The sequence below is a fragment of the Rhodoplanes sp. SY1 genome (genome assembly GCF_046000175.1).
Classification (GTDB): Bacteria; Pseudomonadota; Alphaproteobacteria; order Rhizobiales; family Xanthobacteraceae; genus Rhodoplanes.
On record NZ_JBEOMB010000533.1, the window covers coordinates 1 to 588 of the forward strand.

The following is a 588-nucleotide window of genomic DNA, read 5'->3' on the forward strand; positions in this document are numbered from 1 at the left end:
AATCGAGCCCGTTCGACGGTGCCGCCGGGGCCTTCATCGGCGGCGTGATCGGCGGCGCCCTGCGGAGGTGAGGACGGGGCGAATGGCGACAGCGAGTGGCGATCAGCGGATGGCGGAACGTCGGGAGCTGAATACCATCGCACCCGAGTTCGCAGTCGATCGTTCTTTCCAGGTGCCACGTGCCAGGCGCCAGGCGCCAGGCGCCACGCGCTACTCGCCACTCCGTGACTTGCCGATGATCCGCCCGGCCCATAGCTGACGTAGACGTCAGTGACGCCGCGCCGGTCACGATTTCACGCCTCGAACGAAACAAGACCCCCGGCTCGGCCGTATCTCCTCGCGAGGCCCCCATGGCCGCGCGAGCCCCCGGAGATCGCCATGCCCGCCATCCTTCGCCGTCCCGCCTGGGCGCTGCCCGACAGCGCCGCCACCCCCGAGGCGATCGCGTTCCGCCCCGACCGCCGCGCCTTGCTGGCCGGCGCCGGGGGGCTCGCCGCCGCGGCGCTGCTGCCCGACATCGCGCTGGCGCAGCGGGCCGGCGACGCCCCCGACCCGTCGGCTTCGCTCTATCCGGCCAAGCGCAACGAG

The 588-nt window shown here is 72.6% G+C and carries 1 pseudogene; it reads left to right on the forward strand.

Annotated elements, in window-relative coordinates:
* Window positions 1-378: 378 nt before the first annotated feature.
* Window positions 379-588: pseudogene (locus tag ABTU92_RS30790) on the forward strand (protein-methionine-sulfoxide reductase catalytic subunit MsrP); the annotation flags it as partial.